14 protein-coding genes are annotated in these 20,193 nt (G+C 40.2%); 12 read left to right on the top strand and 2 right to left on the bottom strand.

Annotation, left to right across the window (positions count from 1 at the left end; genetic code table 11):
• Window positions 1-47 precede the first annotated feature (47 nt).
• The 8 genes from V7L95_RS04895 to V7L95_RS04860 all read left to right on the top strand — a co-directional run bounded on the left by V7L95_RS04895 (window position 48) and on the right by V7L95_RS04860 (window position 10,971).
• Entirely contained in the window at window positions 48-1,049 is a 1,002-nt protein-coding gene (locus V7L95_RS04895) for a sugar-binding protein (protein ID WP_165379169.1), read from the top strand.
• Window positions 1,046-2,488 carry a sensor histidine kinase gene (locus V7L95_RS04890; RefSeq protein ID WP_050826668.1) on the top strand — a complete coding sequence of 481 codons (1,443 nt, stop codon included), beginning with the start codon at window positions 1,046-1,048 and terminating at the stop codon, window positions 2,486-2,488. The genes V7L95_RS04895 and V7L95_RS04890 overlap by 4 nt, the downstream gene beginning before the upstream one ends.
• On the top strand, window positions 2,482-3,903 hold the full coding sequence (locus V7L95_RS04885) for a response regulator (RefSeq protein WP_050826667.1): 1,422 nt from the start codon (window positions 2,482-2,484) through the stop codon (window positions 3,901-3,903). Before V7L95_RS04890 ends, V7L95_RS04885 begins: the two co-directional genes overlap by 7 nt.
• Window positions 3,904-4,002: 99 nt before the next feature.
• Window positions 4,003-5,271: an ABC transporter substrate-binding protein gene (locus V7L95_RS04880; protein WP_050826666.1), complete on the top strand. Its 1,269-nt coding sequence runs from the start codon at window positions 4,003-4,005 to the stop codon at window positions 5,269-5,271.
• Window positions 5,272-5,329: 58 nt separating this feature from the next.
• Complete coding sequence (locus V7L95_RS04875) at window positions 5,330-6,301, top strand: sugar ABC transporter permease (protein ID WP_017359986.1); 972 nt, start codon at window positions 5,330-5,332, stop codon at window positions 6,299-6,301.
• A complete protein-coding gene (locus V7L95_RS04870) occupies window positions 6,298-7,119 on the top strand; it encodes a carbohydrate ABC transporter permease (protein WP_007499907.1) in 822 nt (273 codons plus the stop codon). The genes V7L95_RS04875 and V7L95_RS04870 overlap by 4 nt, the downstream gene beginning before the upstream one ends.
• Before the next feature lie 147 nt (window positions 7,120-7,266).
• Window positions 7,267-8,217, top strand: coding sequence for a mannose-6-phosphate isomerase, class I (manA, locus tag V7L95_RS04865; RefSeq protein ID WP_007499909.1), 951 nt, complete (start codon window positions 7,267-7,269; stop codon window positions 8,215-8,217).
• 123 nt (window positions 8,218-8,340) lie between these two features.
• Window positions 8,341-10,971, top strand: coding sequence for an N-acetylglucosaminidase (locus V7L95_RS04860; protein ID WP_326114925.1), 2,631 nt, complete (start codon window positions 8,341-8,343; stop codon window positions 10,969-10,971).
• 17 nt (window positions 10,972-10,988) lie between these two features.
• Here the strand turns inward: V7L95_RS04860 and V7L95_RS04855 are convergent, their stop codons facing one another.
• The gene (locus V7L95_RS04855) at window positions 10,989-12,176 is read right to left on the bottom strand and encodes a CDP-glycerol glycerophosphotransferase family protein (protein WP_340968302.1); all 1,188 of its coding nucleotides are present in this window, start codon (window positions 12,174-12,176) and stop codon (window positions 10,989-10,991) included.
• An 11-nt stretch (window positions 12,177-12,187) separates the two neighbouring features.
• On the bottom strand, window positions 12,188-12,958 hold the full coding sequence (locus V7L95_RS04850) for a WecB/TagA/CpsF family glycosyltransferase (RefSeq protein ID WP_024719265.1): 771 nt from the start codon (window positions 12,956-12,958) through the stop codon (window positions 12,188-12,190).
• Between the two features lie 370 nt (window positions 12,959-13,328).
• Between V7L95_RS04850 and tagD the strand changes: the two genes are divergently transcribed.
• From tagD to V7L95_RS04830, 4 genes are all read left to right on the top strand, one after another.
• Window positions 13,329-13,718 (top strand): glycerol-3-phosphate cytidylyltransferase, encoded by a 390-nt coding sequence (gene tagD, locus V7L95_RS04845; RefSeq protein ID WP_008343212.1) that lies wholly within the window; start codon window positions 13,329-13,331, stop codon window positions 13,716-13,718.
• Between the two features lie 97 nt (window positions 13,719-13,815).
• Window positions 13,816-15,282 (top strand): alpha-glucosyltransferase N-terminal domain-containing protein, encoded by a 1,467-nt coding sequence (locus V7L95_RS04840; RefSeq protein WP_035389701.1) that lies wholly within the window; start codon window positions 13,816-13,818, stop codon window positions 15,280-15,282.
• A gap of 47 nt (window positions 15,283-15,329) precedes the next feature.
• Window positions 15,330-17,600: a CDP-glycerol glycerophosphotransferase family protein gene (locus V7L95_RS04835; RefSeq protein WP_017359982.1), complete on the top strand. Its 2,271-nt coding sequence runs from the start codon at window positions 15,330-15,332 to the stop codon at window positions 17,598-17,600.
• A gap of 182 nt (window positions 17,601-17,782) precedes the next feature.
• The gene (locus tag V7L95_RS04830; protein WP_039956073.1) at window positions 17,783-20,149 is read left to right on the top strand and encodes a CDP-glycerol glycerophosphotransferase family protein; all 2,367 of its coding nucleotides are present in this window, start codon (window positions 17,783-17,785) and stop codon (window positions 20,147-20,149) included.
• Window positions 20,150-20,193 lie beyond the last annotated feature (44 nt).

Here is a 20,193-nt window from a genome sequence, read left to right as displayed (position 1 = left end):
AAGCAGCTCTTTTTTTATGCGGCAACAATGGAAGGAGGCGGATGTGAATGAAAAGGTCGAAGTTGTTCGGAATAGGCGCATTTCTCACATTTTGTGTCGTATCTGTTCTTTTTTTATCTGTATTAGGTCAAGATTTAGTTAAAATTGAAAGCGCTTCCGATGAGACGGTATCAACTTACCAATATCACTTTGTTCTTGTACCGGAGGAACTTGATAATGAATATTGGCAATTGGTGCAAAAGGGAGCTGCTGATGCGGCAGAAGTTCATCGGGTGTATCTTGAATACCTAGGTCCAAAGCAGGCTGATTTGGATGATCACCTGAAAACCATTGATATGGCGATTGCTGGTCATGTGGACGGCATTATGACACAAGGGCTTGATGCAAAGAAATACAAACCGCTCTTTCAAAAAGCAAGAGAGAAAGGCATTGATGTCGTCACAGTCGATACGGATGCAGAGGGGAGCAAGCGTCAAGTGTATGTCGGAACAGATAACTATTATTCTGGCTTTATCGCCGGACAGGCACTCATCGCCGATACAAAAGGCGAACAGTATGTGGGCATTGTGACGGGACGGCTTGATGCGATTCACCAGAAGCTTCGCGTGAAGGGGTTTCGAGATGCCGTTTCTGGTGAAAAACGCATTCATATTGCTGGAATAGAAGAGTCGGCGATTACGAAATCAGGTGCTTCCGGTGCTGCGTATAAATTGTTGAATGATCATACGCAGCTCACCGCATTTTATGGAACAAGTGCATTAGACGGTGTCGGCATTATTCAAGCAACAGAGCAATATCATTCATCTAAAGATGTTTATGTGCTCGCATTTGATACTCTGCCTGATACGATTCAAGCGCTGGATGATGGGAAAATTGATGCAGTGGTTGTACAGCACCCTTATGAAATGGGCTATCAAGCGGTTGAATCTCTTGTTCGTTTGCAACAAGGGGATAAACAAGAACCGCTTCAGTACACAGGGACGAGTGTGATTCGGCGAGGAGACCTGCCCCTTCATCAAACAGAAAGACCACAGGGGGTTCAGCCATGAGAAAAATACGAAGTAAATTATTATTGGCATTTTTAATTCTTGTGCTCCTTGGTAATGTGGCCGCTTTTTTTGTGTATTGGAGCAGTTCAAAAATCACATCAGAATATAGCAAGAGCTTTCGTTCCTTTCTCCTGCTGAATGATATTTCGACAGAGGCAAAAACGATGTATGAAAAGGTCAACGCCTTTGCCATCGAAAAGGATCAGGCGTTTGCCAAGGGCTATGCTAAATCAAAACGGAAAATGACATCATATGATCAAGCATTACTCAAAGATGCTGGGCTTCATGCCGCCATCCCGTCCATTGAAAAATATCAATATATGATGCGGACGCTCATAAACGAAAGTGATGCGACAATGAATCATGTCAAAAAAGGGAAAATCAAAGAATATGCTGCAAGTGTGAAAGAAGTAAGAACCGTGTCCTCTTATATCCAAGAACAGACAATGACTCTTTTGGATGATGAATTATCTGAGTATCAAGTACTCTACCAATCCCTTCAAAAAAGACATCAAACGTATGCGCTTTTTACTCTATGTCTGTTTACATTATCGATAGGAATCGCTTTATGGATGGCCTATATCATTGCGGGTGGAATTTCAAGACCGATCGTTCATCTGTCTCGAAGTGCCAAAGAAGTATCAGAAGGAAATTTTGATGGTCCGAATTTGCATGTGTCATCAAAGGACGAAATCTCTGTGTTAAATCATGCCTTTGAGCGAATGCGGCGAGAGATGAAGGTCATGATTGAAGAGATGAAACAAAAGGCTGCTTTAGATCAGAAAATTAAAGACATGAAGCTGAAAACACTACAAAACCAAATGAATCCACATTTTTTATTTAATACATTAAACATCGTTTCACGTATGGCGTACTTAGAATCAGCTGATGCGACATCGAGATTGATACAATCCGTTTCTACGCTGATGCGGTATTCGCTATCTCCTCTCAGCGCATCTGTTACGTTAGAACAAGAAGTGAAAGTGGTAAAAGAATATTTTCATATACAAGAAACAAGATTTTCCGATCGTATTACATGCAAAACGACCATAGATGCGTCGTGTCTATCTGTTCACATTCCGAGCCTTACATTGCAGCCGCTTGTTGAAAATGCCTTTATTCATGGGGTAGAACCAAAAGAGGAGGGGGGGCTTGTAGAGCTCTCTATTGATCGAGATGATCGCTTTGTCATGATTCGGATTCGGGATAATGGACTTGGCATCAGTGATCAAGAGAAAAAGAGATTGCTATCGCAAGAGGAAGAAGATCTTTCAGACACACGTAGTAAAGGTCACTCGACAGGAATTGGTCTTCGAAATGTGATGTCGAGGCTGCGTTTGTTTTACGGAGTGCAGGATGCCCTTCAAATTGATTCAAAGCCAAACGAAGGGACCACGATTCAATTGACAATACCAATCAAGGAGGAACGAGCATGCTGAACGTGCTGATTGTGGATGATGAAAAAATTGAACGAATGGCGATGCGTAAGTTCATGACCGAATGGCTGCCAGACTGTCATATTGCAGGGGAAGCTGCGAATGGAAAAAAGGCGGTGGAATTGGCGCGGTCTAAGCCAATTGACCTTGTGCTCATGGATATTCAGATGCCAGGCATGGATGGGCTCACAGCGATCAAACAGATCAAAGCAAGCTGCCCTTATACTAAATTTATTATGCTGACAGCCTACGATACATTTGATTATGCCAAGCAAGCCATGCAGGAAGGGGTCAAACAATACCTTGTCAAACCAGCTGATAAAGACGAAACCATTACAGCGATTCGTTCTGTTGCGGCAGAAATTCAGCAGGAGGTCTCCCTGCGGCAGGCGGAGAAAGTCAATCAGCAGTCAAAATGGCTGGAAGCCCATGTGTTGAACGGTCAATCTTATACTTCAACAGCGTTTGAGCGGCTGTTTCAGGATTTTCAAGCAGGTCTAGTGATCGCTGTTCAGCGGACAGGCGGGGATCAACTCCTGAATCATTTGCAGGAGTCTGCTCTTTTTCAAGCAGTGCCTATCCAAGTGAGCGGTGAGCTGTTTACATGCTTGATTTACAGCTGTCAATCACCTGGTCATCTAAAGGCGAATGTACTGCAAGCCATTCGCGCTGCTATGACAAGCGAGCAGGATTCCCCTGTCATTGTTGGCATGGGTCATCCTGTCTCAAATCCACTTCAACTTCAGAAAAGTGCGGCAGAAGCGAAGCTTTCCTATTATCAGCGAAAAAAAGATGACGGTGCGGTTCGTTATGGCTTTTACTATACAGATAGACAATCTTACGTATTGATCAACTTGCCTGAGCTTGCCGATGACATGATGCTGGCACTAGAAGAAGGGAGAAGAGATGATGCTCTTGCTTACTATGATGCCTTCCAATTAGAAGGGGCAACCATTTCTCATGTGAAAGAGCTGCTCATTTTACTCAAATCACGACTTCGTGCAGATGTGCCAATTCTAGCTATCACCACAGAAACAGAATGCCGCCAATGCTGTGAACATTTATTTGATCTGTATGAAGCAAGAACCCAGACGGTGAATGATATAGAACGGGCGAAACGATACATTCAAACACATTTTTGCGAACATATCACGCTGGAGCAAACGGCCGCCTATGTTGATTTAAGCCCGACGTATTTCACCAAACGCTTTAAGGATGAGACAGGTCTAACGTTTAAAGAATATGTGACGACCTGTAGGATGGATAAAATGAAGAAGCTACTGAAAGAGAGTTCGCTTAGTTTAAAAGAAATCACCTATCAAGCTGGATATACTGATCCAAATTACGTCAGTCGTGTGTTTAAAAAAATGGTTGGCTGTTCACCGAAGGAATATCGAAAACAGGTCGTAAAAAAATGAAGAATTTCATAAAAAAGTGAAGAAGTTTGCCTGAAAAAAGGAAAGGATCTGCCAGTATACTTATTTTGATAACGCTTACAAAATAGGGATGGGGGATCCATGATGAAGTTTAAATTAGGCTTTACTTTATTGGCACTCTGTATGCTGGTCGTCTCTGCTTGCAGTTCATCGACGAACTCAGATGCAAAAAAAGAGAGCGGAGCGGAGAAACTAGAAATTTTCTCTTGGTGGACTGGTGCAGGTGAGGAAGACGGGCTGAAGGCACTCATTCAATTGTTTGAAGAGAAAAATAAAGACATTCCAATTGAAAATGCAGCTGTCGCTGGTGGCGCTGGTACGAATGCGAAAGCTGTTCTAACAAGCCGGATGCAAGGAGATGATCCGCCAGCTACTTTCCAAGTACACGGGGGAGCAGAGCTGAATGAGAGCTGGGTAGCCGCAGGCAAAATGGAGCCGCTGGATGATCTATATGAAAAAGAAGGCTGGAAGGATAAATTTCCAGAATCACTGATTGACCTTGTGAGCAAAGACGGGAAAATCTATTCCGTTCCAGTGAATATTCATAGAGGCAATGTGCTTTGGTATAACAAAAAAGTATTTGAAGAACAGGGCTTACAGCCACCAACGACGTTTGATGAATTTTTCAAAACAGCCGATGCCTTAAAGAAAAAAGGGATTACACCACTTGCGCTTGGGGATAAAGAACCTTGGGCAGCGACTCATTTGTTTGAAAGCGTTCTTCTAGGTGTACTAGGTGCAGATGACTATCAAAAACTTTGGGCGGGCGACTTAAAAATGGATGATGCAAAAGTGAAGGAAGCGGCAGACATCTTTGGACGTATGCTCGAATACGTCAACGACGATCATAGCTCGCGTAACTGGCAGGATGCCTCACAGCTCGTGGCAAAAGGGGAAGCTGCAATGAATGTCATGGGCGACTGGGCAAAAGGATACTTTGTAAATGATCTAGATTTGAAGGTGAATAAAGACTTTGGATACGTGGCAACTCCTGGTACGGAGGGCAGCTTTATGGTTATCACGGATACATTCGGACTGCCGAAGGGTGTCAAACAGCCAGAAAACGTGAAAAAATTCTTATCTGTCTTAGGATCTGTGGAAGGACAGGATGCGTTTAATCCGCTGAAAGGGTCAATTCCGGCTCGTGTGGATGCAGACGTATCAAAATATGATGAATACGGAAAATCAGCAATGAAGGCGTTTAAAGAGTCAAAGCTGGCACCGTCTCTTGCGCATGGCTCAGCTGCTGAAGAAGGTTTTGTCACGAAGGCGAACCAAGCCGTCAATATTTTCGTGACACAAAAAGACAGCAGCCAGTTCGTTTCTTCTTTAAAAGATTCAATGAAATAAAGATGAAAGAGGCGGCCGTTAGGCACCGCCTCTTTTTTAAAAAAAGGAGTGTAGCTTCATGCGCATGGACACATCGCCGACCACAAAAACACCAGCAGCAAAAGTGAAACGTGTTCGGAAAAAATGGAATGGAGACCAGCTGCTTGCCCTGCTATTTTTAGCACCGTCAGCTGTTTTATTATTCATTTTTGTTTACGGCTTTATTGGCTGGACAGGATATGTTTCATTATCGAACTGGACCTCGCTTGTTCCTGATTTTTCTTTCGCAGGTATGAAAAATTATGTCATGCTGTTTCAAGATTTTCGCTTTCAGTCAGATCTTCGAAACACGGTCTTTTTTACATTATTCTTTATTGGAGCAGTCATTGCTTCTGGGCTTGTACTGGCCATTTTACTAGACCAGAAGATCAAGGGGGAATCACTTTTTCGGAATCTCTTTTTCTTTCCGATGGCCCTTTCCTTTGTTGTCACAGGTGTTGTGTGGCAATGGATCCTAAATCCATCTACTGGGGTGAATCTGTTTTTAAAAACACTCGGCATCCAGCCCAAGTGGTACACGGATACGAACATTTTAGCTGGATTTGTCTGGGGAAAAATTGAGTTTGGTGTACCGGCAGCAATGATTGCAGTTGTCATCGCTGCTGTGTGGCAGATGACAGGGTTCTCACTTGCGATGTATTTGGCTGGTCTTAGAGGCATTCCAGAGGAAGTGAGAGAGGCTGCTAGAATGGATGGCGCAACCGAGTGGCAAATCTACTGGAAAATCATTTTTCCGCTGTTAAAACCAATCACAGCAAGCGTCGTCATTATCATGGCACATATTTCTTTAAAGATCTTCGATTTGATTTACTCGATGACAGGACCAGGTGCAAACTTTGTCACCGATGTGCCAGGTGTTTATATGTTTGAAATGACCTTTAGAGGAAACCATTATGCAGGTGGTGCCGCCATTGCGATCGTTATGCTGATTTCTGTTGCAGTCTTTATCGTGCCGTATCTCCTGTCTAGTCGGAAGGGGGCTTCATCATGATCGCAAGAGGGTTTGTCCGTCCAGTTCTTTATGCTTTATTAATACTGTGCAGTTTGTTTTTTCTCATGCCTGTTTATGTCATGCTCGTCACAAGCTTAAAGCCATTAGGTGAAGTGACCCTTGAGCGAATGTGGTCGCTCCCATCTACACTAGATTTCTCAAGCTACAAAATCGCTTTTGAAAAGTTATCACCCAATTTAATGAACTCTCTTTATCTAGTCATTCCTGCTACCTTATTGTCAGCTGTATTAGGTGCGATGAATGGCTATGTGCTGTCTAAATGGCGCTTTAAAGGATCAGAAGTGGTGTTTACCTTCATGTTGTTTGGTATGTTTATTCCATATCAAAGTATCCTCATTCCACTTATTCAATTTTTACGTGAAATCGGCTTGTATAACTCCATTCCGGGACTTGTGCTTGTCCATGTCGTATACGGCCTGCCAATCACAACACTCATGTTCCGCAATTTTTATGTGAGCATTCCTGATGAAATGATTGAATCAGCGAAGATGGATGGGGCCGGATTTATCGGGATCTTCAGACATATGATTCTTCCGCTTTCCATCACAGGGTTTGTCGTGGTTGCCATTTGGCAATTCACAAATGTGTGGAATGAGTTTCTATTTGCGGTTACTATGACCACGGCAGAGAATCAGCCGGTCATGGTTGCACTGCAAAATTTATCAGGCAGTCAAATTGTGCAATGGAATGTTCAAATGGCAGGTGCCATCTTGGCTGCGCTGCCGACACTTTTGGTCTATATTCTACTCGGGAAATACTTCGTGAAAGGGCTTCTTGCAGGCTCAGTCAAAGGGTAAATTGATTTTCTTGTTATCGTTTTCATTCGGTGTACTGAAAGGATTGACTTCTCTTTAGATAGCGTCATAATAAAAGTTGAGACTTGCTAGTTTTCATCATGCTAGGCAAGGATTATCAAAGGGTAGCAAAGGGAGGAGTCATCCTGAATGAAGCAGTCACCAATTTTTTTACTGCCTGAATTGAAGGAGAGAATATGGGGAGGTACAGCCTTAAGGGATCAATTTGGCTATGATATTCCTTCTGATCAAACGGGAGAATGCTGGGCAATTTCTGCTCATCCAAACGGACCAAGTGTCGTGCAAGACGGTCCATATAAAGGGAAAACGCTGATCGAACTATGGGACAATCACAGAGAATTGTTTGGGGGAATAGAAGGCGATCGCTTCCCGCTCTTAACAAAAATTTTAGATGCAAACCAAGATTTATCCGTTCAAGTTCATCCAGATGATGATTATGCGGAAAGACATGAAAATGGCGAGCTTGGGAAAACAGAGTGCTGGTATATCATTGACTGCAAAGAAGGCGCAGAAATGATCTACGGTCATAATGCACGGACGAGAACTGAGCTTGTGACCATGATGAACAGCGGAGATTGGGAAGGCCTTTTGCGGCGAGTGAAAATTAAGCCGGGCGATTTTTATTATGTGCCAAGCGGTACCATTCATGCACTATGTGAAGGCACACTGGTTCTTGAAACGCAGCAAAGTTCAGATACGACCTATCGGGTGTATGATTATGAACGAAAAGACCAAAATGGCCATGAACGTGAACTTCACTTCACGCAGGCCATTGATGTCACAACGGTTCCTCATGTAGACGGTTATGCAGATGAATCAGTAGAAACTCGTCCAGGGGTGACCATTAGAACATTCGTAGAAGCAGAATATTTCTCTGTGTATAAATGGGAAATTGATCAAAAAGTAGAGCTATCGCAAGATTATCCGTTTTTGCTGTGCAGCGTTATTAATGGGGAAGGGTCCTTAGAGCATAATGGACATACATATCCGCTGCCAAAAGGAGCCCATTTTATCCTGCCGGCTGAAACTGGGAACTTCACCATTGAAGGATCTTGTGAACTGATTGTGTCACATATATAAAGGTAAAGAGGACTTCGAGAGGTCCTCTTTTTTTCTAATGCATAAATGACTTGAAAGAGACTTGTTTTTGTCGATAAAGAGATTAGTAGACTATTATGCAAAGTTAAGAGAGGGACAGGGACCGTGAAAAAAACCATCAAGATTATGTTACTCGCAGCTGCCTTTGGTATGACATTACACACAGGCAAAGAAGTGCAAGCAGCCTCCTATGTCGATCAATCCATTTATACGATTAGCACCTCAAAAGTATTTACAACAGAAGCAGAAGTGAAAAAAGCGGTTGACACGTTGAAAAAGGATAAGAAATGGACAGCCACTTATCAAACGTCAGGAAATACATCGACCTATCAGCTAACTGCCTCAGGATATGACTCACAAGTAGCAGCTAATGCAAGTGCCGCTGCATTAAAAAAAGAGTTAGGCATGAGCGGTACGGTGTCTCCAGTAGGTGACCGCCTTCCTTTACAGAAAATCGTATCTGATCCAATCAACGATGAAAGTCAGGCGAAAAAACTGACGCTCGAGCTGACGAAAACATCAGGACTCAATAGCACGTATGAAGCTATCAATCAAAGCAGACCATCTTATCAGGTCATTTCAGGAGCCATTGATTCTGAAACGAAAGTCAAAAATATTCAAACCGAACTACAAAAACAGGCCGGAGTCACTAGTACATATCAAACCGAAAACAAAGCGGGCACTGTGTATCAGCTGATCTCAGGCAATTTGGTTGGACAGAGTAAGGCAAATACCATCCTGCAAGGTTTTCAAAAGGAATCTGGTTTAAAAGCAGTACTCCAAACGGTAGCAGCAGGCAAACCGTATTACATCGTCACATCTGCTGCACAAACGAATCAGTCTAAAGCGCAAACCCTTCTGACCCAGCTGCAAAAAGAAGCGAAAATTAGCGGAAAGATTCAGAAGGCTGGAGCTGTTAAAAATGTATATAGCATGGAATCAGGCTATTTCAAAGACAGTAAGCAAGCAGCCTCAGCGGCGGCTCAGATTAAGAAACAAGCTGGTGCGTCAGGTACTGTGCAGCGAGTAGGAAAAACGAAAAATTATATCGTAAAGCTCAATCAATTAAATGACACAACTTACGCAAAAACAGTTGCCTTTTTCAAGAAAAAGAAATGGCGCTATACGTCTAAAAAGATCTCCTCTACACAGCCATATCAAGTAGTGACTGGGAATCTTTTGGGCGATGATCAAGCGAAAAAAGCAACGGCATTTTTCCAAAAGAAAAAAGTATCCGCCACAATGAAAAAAACAGGCAAAGCATCTGACAGCACGTATCGACTTGTTGTGAATCAAGCAACGGATCAGACAAAAGTAAATAAAGGTGCTGCATACTTAAAAGCACAAAAGGTGACAAGCAGCATCACAACAGGCAAGGGACAAGCTGTCAGTAAAGCATACAGCCTAATGACAACCCCTGTATATGATCAAAGCAAAGTAAAGCAAGCGCAAGAGATCATCAAGAAAAATGGAGTTGCCAGCAGTACAAAAACATTAACAGAAGCTGTTAAGCAATACCGTATTACGACAGAGGCGACTGTGAATCAGACAAAACTGAATCAAGCCTTAAGTTATTTAACCAAACAAAAAATGAAAGCAGCCGCTCAAAAAACGGGAGCAACTGATTATGGTCAATATCAGATCAAAACAGGGGTCATTTCGACTGCTACGTTAAGAGATCAAGGCATGACATTCTTCAAAAAGCGAAATGAACCAGCTGCTTATACAACAACGACAAAACCGGCATATAAAATCAACATCACACAGCAGTTTACAGGTTTACCAAATGCGAATGCGGCCATTGCTTTTGTGAAAAGCCAATACGGCTGGACAGCCACAGCGACAAAAATCAAAAATGGTCCAATGGTGATGCAGACGAATTATAACCTCACAGTCAATGAGATGGTAAACAAACAAATGAAGGTGTCACCGCAGACAGATGGTGCAGCCTATGTCTATGCGACATATGTAGACCCAGCGACGTCCACAGTGAATACAGACGGGCTAAATGTACGTTCTACACCTGATTCAAGTTCGGCTAGCAACATCGTCGCACAGCTGAACAAAGGGACAAAAGTGAAGCAGCTTGGAAAAGAAGGCAACTGGATCAAGATCAGCCTCGGCTGGAGAAATGCGAGTTCAGCAGAAGTATTAAAATATGTAGACCCAGCGAATATCGCGGAGGGCACTCAATCTTATTTTCAATTTCTCAAACTCTCTGAAGCTGCAAATCTCAACCCGACTGAAGTGAATACGAAGATTTTAGCAGGGAAAGGCATTCTTGCCGGAAAAGGACAAGCCTTTATCACAGCAGCGAAAACGTATCATATTAACGAAATCTATCTCATTTCACATGCATTGCTTGAAACAGGCAACGGCAGTTCCATTTTAGCGAACGGTACGAAGTTTAATGATAAAATCGTGTACAACATGTATGGCATTGGTGCATATGACAGTAACCCGAATTACCTCGGTGCAAAGTATGCGTATGAACAGCAATGGTTCACACCAGAGGCAGCCATTATTGGCGGGGCAAAATTCATTGGCAACAGCTATATCAATAACGCCACATACAAACAAGATACCATTTACAAAATGCGGTGGTCTGCGACAGCGACTCACCAATATGCAACAGATATTGGCTGGGCTTCTAAACAGGTCACTCGTATGTATAGTTTGTATAACTTACTTGATAACTATACGCTGTATTATGATATCCCCGTGTATAACAAATAAAAAAACGTCCGTGCTTCTTAATGAGAAGCCGGACGTTTTTTGTGTAAGAGCTGATGTTCAATAAAGGAAAGAAGCTGCTGACTTGATTTCCCTTTTGAATATTGGTTCCATTCCTCAGCAAAGGTTTTCAATAAGTCTTGATTGGCTGATTCGTTTAGCCCCTTAAGCTCCTTTAAGAGCATATCTTGTGTGACGCAAGCCTTTCCTGGAATAATGTCTTCATAACGTTCGACTAAGCCGCGTTTTGTGCGATAAGTCTCTAGATCGTAAGTGAAGAACAGCACAGGCTTTTGGAGCAGCGCATATTCAAACACAATGGACGAATAATCTGTAATCAGGACATCGCATACAGAGAGCAATGGAAAGAGCGGCTGATCGGACACATCAAATATCCACTCACCATCTGTTTCTGCTTTGGCTAGGTGTTTCACTGCAGGATGAAGTTTGACGAGCAGAATATAGTCACCATTCAGCTCTCTCTGCAATTGTTCTTTAGAAAAAGGTAAGACAAGACCGTCCATTGCAAAGTCCCGGTAGGTCGGCGCATACAGCAGTACTTTTTTGCCTTTTGGAAAAATATCCGTCTGAAAGGAAATAGGGCGCTCATCATAGTAAACATCTGTGAAGGGGACACCTGTTGGCAAAAAACGATCGTCGTTGACGCCAAATGAAGTTTTGAAAATCTCGCGCATGTGATCTGAGCCAGTAACGATATAATCGAAAGACGCATAGACCCGCTTGAAACGCTGCAGATCACGAGAACTACGGTGATGATTTGAAGCGTCTTCAAGACCGAACTTTTTCAAAGCACCATTGGCGTGCCACACTTGAATACAAGTGGTAGAAGGTCTATTTCTTAGCACACTTGTCATCAGAAAATAATTATCTGTGACAACGACTTTGCTTTTTAGCATCGTATAGATACATTGAATGAGATGGATGGGATTTTTTTCATGAAAATAGCGAAATGACACATGAGGCACGTCCTTTTCTATCACAGAAGCATGCTTCGTATAGAGGACAGTGAGCCTCATTGTCATATTCGCCTGTTTTTGATAAGTATCAATGAGAGCAGCTGCATTCTCTTGGAATGAAACAAGCAGCGTCACCTGATTGTCACGAGGTTTCACGCCGCTCATGAGCCATCCAGCAAAAGAAACAAAAGCTGCATAGCATGAGATGATCATTGAGCGTATATTCATCATGTATCAGTCTCTCACAGCTGCTTCGTCTGATCTTTTACTTGCTCAGGATAGTAGCGCTTTTTCCCTTTGTTTTCTTTTAATACGGCAAAAGCGTACTTTGGGATATTCAGCATTCGTTTCCATCTCCACGGATTGACAATGAGTCTGTACAGCCATTCCGTATTTGTTTTAATCATCCAGCGTGGTGCACGCTTCACCGTTCCGCTAAATACATCAAAGCTTCCGCCTAAACCGATGCAAACAGCTTGCGGGAACAAATGACGGTATTCATAAATAAAGTTCTCTTGGTTTGGATAACCTAAAGCAACAAACACCATATCTGCTTTTGAACGAGCAATTTGTTTTGCCACAAATCGTTTATCCGCTTGATAACCATCACAGCTGCCTGCAATCACCACATTCGGATATTCCGTATCAATTCGCTGTTTGACAGCCTCGAGCACTTCTTTTTTCGCCCCATATAAAAAGATACTTTTAGATTGCTTGTTTGCGAGATCAAGCATAGACATGAACACATCAAAACCTGCAATTCTTGATTTCAATGGACTTTGCGTCATGCGTGACATCAACACAACACCTACACCATCCGGCAGTACATAATCCGCGGAAGAAACCACTTGATGATATGCATCATCCTTCATGACAGCATAGCCGATCTCTGGATTCACTGTCGCAATCATGGCGCCTCTTCTCTGGGAAATATGATGCTGGTTGATATAGCTAATAAATTCATCTAAGTCACCATTAACATAAGAAAGGTTAGAGACCACTTCTGTTTGCATTGTTCAGACCTCCTTTTTCATTTTGTTATCTATGAAACGTTCATTGTAAATTCATTCTTCGCCTACTCATCATTTTATCACAGTTGCTCCATGAAATATTAACAATAACTTTACAATCCTTTAAATTTCGTGACATTTTGATAACTTCATATGGAAGGTGCTTCATAAAACATTGATTTTTCGGACTTTACGTTCCGTGCCCATTAAATTGGAAATAGTTTGTCTTTACATCTGCTTAACGTTTGTTAGGCGCTGTGATATAATGAGGTTCCGAAGAGCGAAAAACACGATCGAAGATAATAGGATTACGGATAAACATTACTGCTTGAAGCAGTCGAATAAGGAATGAAGAAAGGAGTTTATGTTTGCAATGAAGAAAGTTATTACTTACGGTACATTTGATTTATTACACTGGGGGCACATTAAGCTGCTAGAGCGTGCAAAGCAGCTTGGAGATTACTTAGTGGTAGCCATCTCGACAGATGAATTTAATTTACAAAAATCCAAAAAGGCTTATCATAGCTACGAGCATCGAAAGCTGATTTTAGAAACCATTCGTTATGTAGACGAAGTCATTCCAGAAAACAGCTGGGATCAAAAAGTCCGCGATGTACAAGAGCATGACATTGATGTCTTTGTCATGGGAGATGACTGGGAAGGTAAATTCGATTTCTTGAAAGAGCATTGCGAAGTCGTTTACTTGAAGAGAACAGAAGGTATCTCGACAACTCAAATTAAGGAAGAAATTGCGGGACTTTAATAGATCGAAAAAAAGTACTTCTTATCTTTTGGTGAGAAGTGCTTTTTCATGTAAAATACAATGAGCAAGTTATCATGATTTTTAAGGAGAGCTTCCTTTGTTTCAAAATTGGATGAAGAAAAAAGTTGAAGATACATTGGATCAACCTGAACAAAATGAAACGATGACATTAGTTGAAATTCCTGACATGGACTACTACTTTATTGTAGGTGACGTACCAAATGAGGAAGACGGCTTAACGAAGTCTTTAAAAGCAAGAATAGAGCCATTGGCTGAGAAACATAAACGTACTGCGATGTTAACTTTGAATTTCGATGTAAATGTGAAGGAACGTATTCGCCGCTTGGAGGAGACCTTTCATCCTCAAATTGACATCCTGAATGTATTTGAACATTACATTCTGCCAGAGAGCGGAAGTAAAAGGTATTATTCGGAGTTTATTGCGGGTGAAGTACCTCAATCCATCAATGAAGCAGTTATCCCGGCAGATACATCGACCATTCAGGTGACGAGATATGAACTGCCTTCTTCCCCAATCTGTATGATTGATCAATATAATGAAGAGCAGCAATTAGTGAAGAGAGAAGAATACAATTGGCAGGGAGCTTTACGCAGAGTTCAAAGCTTTGTTCCTCATACAGGTGCTCTCTATTTAGAAGAATTGATCAAGGACGATGGCAGCATTTTTATGGAGATCATCTATGCTGGTGATGCAAAAAAGAATCCAGTCCGTCACATTAATTGGTATAAAAAAACAGGAATTCAAACATTTACAAAGAAGACGGATATAAAACAACAATGGCTATCCAGCATTCAATTACAAAATGACCGGTTAAAACTGATGGTCACAGAGGACCGGGACCAGGACCGCCATTTGTTTAAAATAGATCAACCGGAATCAACTTATTATGCTGCTTTTGTGCATGAAGCCCATTATGAGGAAAATCCGCACCATATCAATTCTCAATATGGAGAATTATTTAAACAAATAAGAAAACAGCAAGTGGATGCCGTCTTCTTTGGCGATACTAAGCATAAAGAAGATGTTGAGAAGGTTTTAGGAGAACAAACTTATTTCTACCATGTGCCTTCTGATGAAATGTCAGCTTGGAAAACAGTACTTCATCAGATGCTGGAAAACCGTATACGTAAAGATGAGCTGAGAAAGATCGTGGATCGCACGAAATGGGTGCTGCATGATCTTAGCTCTGAACACCATGTTCTTCATCTTCAGCTTAAGATGACAGACGAAATGAGCCAAGCGGATCATGTGGAAATTGATTTTGCAGGATATGATCGAGTGAATGGAGCTAAAATCATTTCTCAAACAATTGATGAGAATGATCAAGTCAGTTTCCCAATTGGTCATTTTCAAACAAAGAAAAACATCGAAACCAACCAAACAAAATTTGTGGATTTTTACATCCGCTTTAAAACAGAAGAACTTCAAGAAGTTTTGCAACGTCTAGAAGTAGAGGGAGAGCTCCTTACCAATAAACCATCTTCAATTGATGGTTGGTCGTATCAAACGAAACAGGGGAACTATTCTTGGAAAGTAAAATAATGATACAAATAACGGTAAGATTTTTGAACAGAGGAGATTAACGATTAATGATTGAAGAGGGAATCCATAAGAAGAGTGTCGTTGAAGGTTTAAAAAATCATCATGAAAAATTGGAAATGCTCGTTCGCATCTACGATGACATGCCATTAGCAGATAGAGAGTTTTATCTGTTTATGAGGGAAAGGGTCTCAAAACAAGAACTATTCCTCCCGCTTGTTCATCAAGAAGAGAATCTATTCAAATTGGTACTGAGTGAAGCATCGCTTCCGCTTGCGTTAGAGCAAGGCCAGACATACAACTTATATGTCACGGACTATCTGAGCGCAAACAAAGAAGAGGACGAAGACGAGCTCGAAGACTCAGCCTATGATTCTGATTCGGAAGAAGAGGATGAAGACGCAAAAGAAGCGGATACCAGCGCGACTTCCGAAATAGAAGAAAAAACACCATATTATAAACGTCGTTTGAAAATGGAAATTGAAACGCCAGAGCTGACATTTTTAGAAAATAAAGAAGCGCTGTTGTATGTTATTCCATATCGTACAGACAAAGGCAATGCTTCATTGAAAATCAAACGGGAGCTCAAAGTTGTGAAATTCCATCACATCGAGCTCAACAAAGAATGCACGCTATCTTTATCTGGGTATGCAGGCGTTCTAAGTGCAGAGCATCCTTATCAGATCAAAGAAGTAAAGCTTCTATTGAAGAAAAATGGTGAGGAACCAGTTGAGCATCGTTTTCCTGTCAAGATGACACATAAAAAAGATGAAGTCATTCAATATCGTGACGACCATCAAACACCACAACTGTATCAATTTTCAGCAGAAGTTCCTTTAGAGGAGTTAACTTATTCCTTAAACAAACGGTTTGTCTATCGCTTCTATTTTGAGTTTATTTGCGATGTTAACGGAGTGGAAGAAACGTTAACAACAACTTCTTTAGTGCTTGGAGATCGTTCAAACAAACTCAAAGGACTTGTTCAAATTCATAAAAGAAACGATGTACCAATTCGATATGAAGTGTACAGAAAGAAAAAAAGACAAACTTTAGGCATCCGAATAAATGATTACACCATGAAGACACGTGCTAAGTACTACGTAAAAAGCAAGTGGAAGAAATTCAAGAAGCAAGTGGGTAAGATTAAAAAAGTTCGCAATCGCCTTGTGACAAGTACTTTCCAAACGACCTTTACACTGGCGAGTAAACTGTCCGTCAAAAAGAAAACCGTTATTTTTGAGAGCTTTAATGGGAAACAATTCAGCTGTAACCCGCGTGCTATTTATGAATATATGAAAGAAAATCACCCTGAATATACGCTGATCTGGAGTGTTAAAAAAGGTCATGAAGCACCATTTAAAGAAAAAGGCATCTACTATATCAATCGTCTGTCATTGAAATGGATTTTTGCAATGGCAAGAGCTGAGTATTGGGTCGTAAACAGTCGTTTGCCGCTATGGGTTCCAAAACCAGAACACACCCAATACTTACAAACATGGCACGGCACGCCATTAAAACGACTGGCGATGGACATGGACGAAGTGCATATGCCTGGAACAAACACGAAGAAGTACAAAAAGAATTTCACGAAAGAAGCATCGAATTGGGATTATCTGATTTCTCCTAATGCATACTCGACCGAAATTTTTACCCGTGCGTTCCAATTCCAAAAGACCATGATTGAGTCAGGATATCCGAGAAATGATTTCCTTCACAATCAAAACAATGAAGAAACAATGAGAGCGCTCAAACAAAAAATGAACTTGCCGCTTGATAAAAAATTGATTTTATATGCACCGACATGGAGAGACGATCAATTTTATAAAAAAGGGCAGTACAAATTTGATTTAGACCTTGATCTGCATGAGCTACGAGCATCTATCGGAGAAGAATATATCATCATCCTTCGTATGCACTATTTAGTAGCGGAAAACTTTGATCTCGGACCATATGAAGGCTTTGCCTATGACTTCTCTCATTACGAAGACATTCGAGACCTTTATATGATTTCCGACCTACTCATTACAGATTACTCTTCCGTGTTCTTTGATTATGCAAACCTTAAACGTCCGATGCTGTTCTATGTACCAGACATCGAAACATATCGTGACAAGCTCAGAGGATTCTACTTCGACTTTGAACAAGAAGCACCAGGACCACTTGTAAAAGAAACATCACGCGTGATTGAATGGGTAAGAGAAACAGAACAGCCGACATTTACATTACCACCTTCATTTACGCCGTTTTATGAAAAATTCTGCTACCTAGAGAGCGGAGAGTCATCGAAGCGTGTGGTGGAAGTAGTGTTTTCTGAAAAATAGTAAAAAAAGTACCGTTCCTCTCATGTAGAACGGTACTTTTTTGTTTTTTTTATTCCATTGTACACATATTTAAAAGTAATGGTAAAAATAAAAAAACATAGAAATTTAACAGTAAACATGCTAAATTTAGATAAGATTATCCGGTATTGTAAATATGCTGAAAATAATATAGAGGTGCTTCAATGTACAAACTTTATCATAATTTTATAGAAATTCTAAATTTAGATGAACATAAGCTAGTAATATATATTGACGAAATAGAGAAGTTGTCCACTTTTGAATTTAAAGAGTTAAATGTAAACGATTCAAAGTGGATTTGTAAAATTGATGTAAAGGATCAAATGATTTTTGAATCCACAATAGATCATTCTAATGAAATGATTTATCTCTATGCTAAGGATCAAAATTTGTATATCTTGAAAGAAAGCTCTGACATGATTCAGCCAAAACAAATACATTCAATTGAAATTAACAATCAATTTGAAAAAATCTATGTTAAACAATTAGGATTAGACCGCTATGGCTTGTACAGTGGAGAAAAGGAACTGTTGTTATTCTCAGGGCTGCTAAATGTAGATGAGATCAATCAAAATTACAAAATGGATTTAGCCATTGATGGAGAAGAAAAAAGATTTGTGGACATCTCCTTTATCATATATGGTCTTTTCCACTTTGTTATTACGTACGATTGTCAAAATAAAGAACTAAATGTTAGAAAAATCTTGTTTGATGTGATGCAGGAACATAAAGATATTGAAGTGACTGTAAATAACCGTAATCAAATCAAAATTCTAAATAAGGTAACTGAGCAAAAGAAAATCGTCAACTTTAGACTCGTTCCTACATATCAGCCGCTTAAGATTTTCGGTAAAGATACATTAGAGCAATTCAAAGAAGATAACATTCTTAATATTCTAGTGATAAATAAACAAAGATATTACATATATGTAAGAACAAATGGTGTTTATTTAGTAAGAGGAAATCCATATCTTGTCACAAAACACACTTCTAGATTACGTATTTTTAGTTTGTTTAATAGCTTCTATGTTTATGGAAGACTGACTCATTACGCATATAATTCAGACCAGAAGTATGAATATCTTTATATTAGAAACTCTGAGCACCAATTGGCGAAATTTACAAGACCATTTAGAAAGATCAAGTTTCTGAAAAGATATGGCTTCTTTAAAATTTCGTTAAATGATCTTGATTTAGATAGCAGAATCCACAATAACTTGTTCGTAGGAAATGATCACCGGATTATCCATAGTTTAAGATTGAAAAAAAGAGATAAAAAGGTTAAGACATATATCACGAAAAAGAATGGGGACAAGCTACAAGTACTAAGAACAAATCTTTTTGGAAATGTCACGTCAACTATTATTCCTTATTCTGAGGAATATTCTTTATTTAGTAAGGTCAAAATAAAAGTAGCGAGCATTTTATCATCGTTTTATAAAGACAAAAAATATGGTGTCAATTTGTTTTTTGAGAAAAAGAGTGACAAAGCAGATGAATCAGCTATTAGGGTTTATGACTATGTTCAAGAGAATTGTCAAACAGACTCAAAGAATTACTTTATTCTCAATAAGAAATCCAGTGCATATCCAGCATTGAAGGCGAAATATGGAAAAGGAATCATTCCGAAATATAGTCTGAGACACTATTTAAGTATTTTTAATGCCAGTTATTTTATTTCAAGTGAGCTATCTAACCATGTTCTGAATGATAGACTATATATTGATCATCTTAGAGAGAGAATCATGAGTGTTCCGCTCGTATTTTTACAGCATGGCATTATGTTTGCTAAGCCAGTTGATAATCCAATGGCTTTTGGATTCCATAAAGACAAGAACCAATACAATATTTATAAATCAGTCATCAGCTCTGAATTAGAAGCCGGTGAGTTTTATAAAATGAACTATGACCGTGATGATTTAATTTTGACCGGGCTTGCGACCTTTGACCATGCAAAGTTAGTAAAGGGTGCAGATAAGATTGCCTTCATGCCAACTTACCGATATTGGGAAGAGGGGCTTATTTATACGAATAGAATTGAGGAAACCTCTTATTATAGAGTTCTAATTAAAATCATTAAAAGCTTTGAAGAAGCAGGCTTGCTTGATCGTCTTTTACTTGTACCGCATAATAAATTTTCACAATATGTGTATCAGAATTTACCGCAGTATAAACATATTATTTCTGATAACCCTTCAGAAGCGCTAAAAGTGTCGAAAGTGTTTATTACAGATTATTCTTCTGCTATTTATGATGCGCAATATAGAGGAGCCTACCCGATCTTTTATTGGGAAGAGAAAGATTACTTAATTAGACAGTACAAGGCCATTCCGCCTGTGAACGAAGAGAATGCACCAGGTCCAATTGCATATAACACTCAAGACCTGATTCGTATTGTCAAACATGCAATCGATCATCAGTATGTGGTAGAAGATGAGTATAAAGAAAAATATTTGAAGATCAATAGCTTTAACGATAATCAAAATACAAAAAGAATTACTGATTTCTTAAAAGAGCATCAAATCATCTAACATCTGAGGGGCCCCCTGAATCTACGATCGCAAGGATTCAGGGG

Origin of the sequence: Bacillus sp. PPSBB_11 (genome assembly GCF_038023285.1) — a bacterium.
GTDB lineage: Bacteria > Bacillota > Bacilli > Bacillales > Bacillaceae > Bacillus > Bacillus altitudinis.
This window is presented reverse-complemented; position numbering and strand designations above follow the sequence as displayed.

What these genes read in the sequence shown, in the direction of transcription:
- V7L95_RS04835 (WP_017359982.1), top strand. Translation starts at nt 15,330, where the DNA reads ATGATTGAAGAGGGAATCCATAAGAAGAGTGTCGTTGAAGGTTTAAAA.
- V7L95_RS04880 (WP_050826666.1), top strand. Translation starts at nt 4,003, where the DNA reads ATGATGAAGTTTAAATTAGGCTTTACTTTATTGGCACTCTGTATGCTG.
- V7L95_RS04885 (WP_050826667.1), top strand. Translation starts at nt 2,482, where the DNA reads ATGCTGAACGTGCTGATTGTGGATGATGAAAAAATTGAACGAATGGCG.
- V7L95_RS04855 (WP_340968302.1), bottom strand. Translation starts at nt 12,176, where the DNA reads ATGATGAATATACGCTCAATGATCATCTCATGCTATGCAGCTTTTGTT.
- V7L95_RS04890 (WP_050826668.1), top strand. Translation starts at nt 1,046, where the DNA reads ATGAGAAAAATACGAAGTAAATTATTATTGGCATTTTTAATTCTTGTG.
- V7L95_RS04875 (WP_017359986.1), top strand. Translation starts at nt 5,330, where the DNA reads ATGCGCATGGACACATCGCCGACCACAAAAACACCAGCAGCAAAAGTG.
- V7L95_RS04830 (WP_039956073.1), top strand. Translation starts at nt 17,783, where the DNA reads ATGTACAAACTTTATCATAATTTTATAGAAATTCTAAATTTAGATGAA.
- V7L95_RS04870 (WP_007499907.1), top strand. Translation starts at nt 6,298, where the DNA reads ATGATCGCAAGAGGGTTTGTCCGTCCAGTTCTTTATGCTTTATTAATA.
- V7L95_RS04850 (WP_024719265.1), bottom strand. Translation starts at nt 12,958, where the DNA reads ATGCAAACAGAAGTGGTCTCTAACCTTTCTTATGTTAATGGTGACTTA.
- tagD (WP_008343212.1), top strand. Translation starts at nt 13,329, where the DNA reads ATGAAGAAAGTTATTACTTACGGTACATTTGATTTATTACACTGGGGG.
- manA (WP_007499909.1), top strand. Translation starts at nt 7,267, where the DNA reads ATGAAGCAGTCACCAATTTTTTTACTGCCTGAATTGAAGGAGAGAATA.
- V7L95_RS04895 (WP_165379169.1), top strand. Translation starts at nt 48, where the DNA reads ATGAAAAGGTCGAAGTTGTTCGGAATAGGCGCATTTCTCACATTTTGT.